The 1,335-nt window shown below is 39.8% G+C and carries 1 protein-coding gene; it reads left to right on the top strand.

Annotated features, from left to right (window positions below):
• The first annotated feature begins 87 nt into the window (after positions 1-87).
• On the top strand, positions 88-1,284 hold the full coding sequence (locus tag ACFSQS_RS16105; RefSeq protein ID WP_153267032.1) for an IS256 family transposase: 1,197 nt from the start codon (positions 88-90) through the stop codon (positions 1,282-1,284).
• Positions 1,285-1,335 lie beyond the last annotated feature (51 nt).

Here is a 1,335-nt window from a genome sequence, read left to right as displayed (position 1 = left end):
GGTAGTATCTCACAAAGTGTGTAAAGTTTAAAAATATCGAGGGTTGCAACCCTCGATATTTTTTTATTAATTTAAATTTTATACACGATGAACAAAGACGATTTATTAAACGACGACTTTTTAAAACAGTTTAAAACAGGAGAAGAACTAACCTCTTTTCTAAAGTCCATTCAAAAACGAGGCATTGAAAAGATGCTGGAAGGCGAGCTGGATGCTCATTTAGATTACAGCAGACACGAACAATCGCCCAATCCGAACTCACGCAACGGTTATGCTTCCAAAAAGGTAAAAACCGCTTTAGGTGAAAGTATCATTCAAGTACCTAGGGACAGGGAAGCCTCCTTTAACCCCATGCTTGTCCCTAAGCGAACCAATATGGTCGATGGCATAGAAAACGTAATTATCAGTCTATACGCCAAAGGTATGAGTAATTCTGATATCGAAGAACAAATCCGAGAGGTCTACGGTTTTGATGTATCAACATCCACCATATCACGCATCACAGATAAAGTTACCAACGATATTGTGGCTTGGCAGAACCGCCCCCTAGAACCTGTATATTTAATAACCTGGATGGATGGCATCGTTTTCAAGGTACGAGAAAACTCCAAAGTCATCAACAAAACCATGTACATTGCCGTAGGGCTTCGTAGAGACGGCAAAAAGGAAGTCTTGGGGCTTTGGTTGGGCAAGAACGAATCGGCAGCCTTCTGGATGAGCGTCTTGACCGATATGAAAGCCAGAGGCGTTCAAGATTTGCTTATTACCGCCACCGATAACCTTAATGGCTTTACCGACACCATTAAAAACGTGTTCCCTGAATCCAAGACTCAAATATGTGTGGTACACCAAATTAGGAATGCTTGTCGCTATGTGGTCTGGAAGGATAAAAAGGAGTTTACAAAAGACATGAAAAACATCTACGATGCACCTACCAAAAGCGCCGCTAAGGCCGCCCTGGAGGACTTTGCTGAAAAATGGGAACACAAGTATTCTTATGCCATCAAAAGTTGGAGGGATAACTGGGAAGAGCTTACTGCTTTTTATGAGTTTCCGGTTGAAATCAGAAAAATCATTTACACTACAAACCTTATTGAAAATCTCAATGGAAAAATTAGGAAATACACCAAAAACAAGCTCTCATTCCCAACCGATGAAGCTGTAATGAAATCCACATTTTTAGCATTAAGGGAGGCTACCAAGAAATGGTCAATGCCTATTAGGAATTGGGGCATTATTTTAAACCAATTTTTAACTATATTTGAAAAAAGGGTTCAACTTTAAGAAAGTCAAACCCTCGATAAATTAAGTTTACACACTTAATGGGATAGTGTC

This window comes from Gelatiniphilus marinus, from assembly GCF_042684345.1.
GTDB lineage: Bacteria > Bacteroidota > Bacteroidia > Flavobacteriales > Flavobacteriaceae > Gelatiniphilus > Gelatiniphilus marinus.
The sequence above is the reverse complement of the archived record's forward strand: the minus strand, read 5'-3'. Positions and strand labels throughout refer to the sequence as shown.

Excerpts from the sequence above, each read along its gene's own strand:
- ACFSQS_RS16105 (WP_153267032.1), top strand. The coding sequence starts at position 88 with ATGAACAAAGACGATTTATTAAACGACGACTTTTTAAAACAGTTTAAA.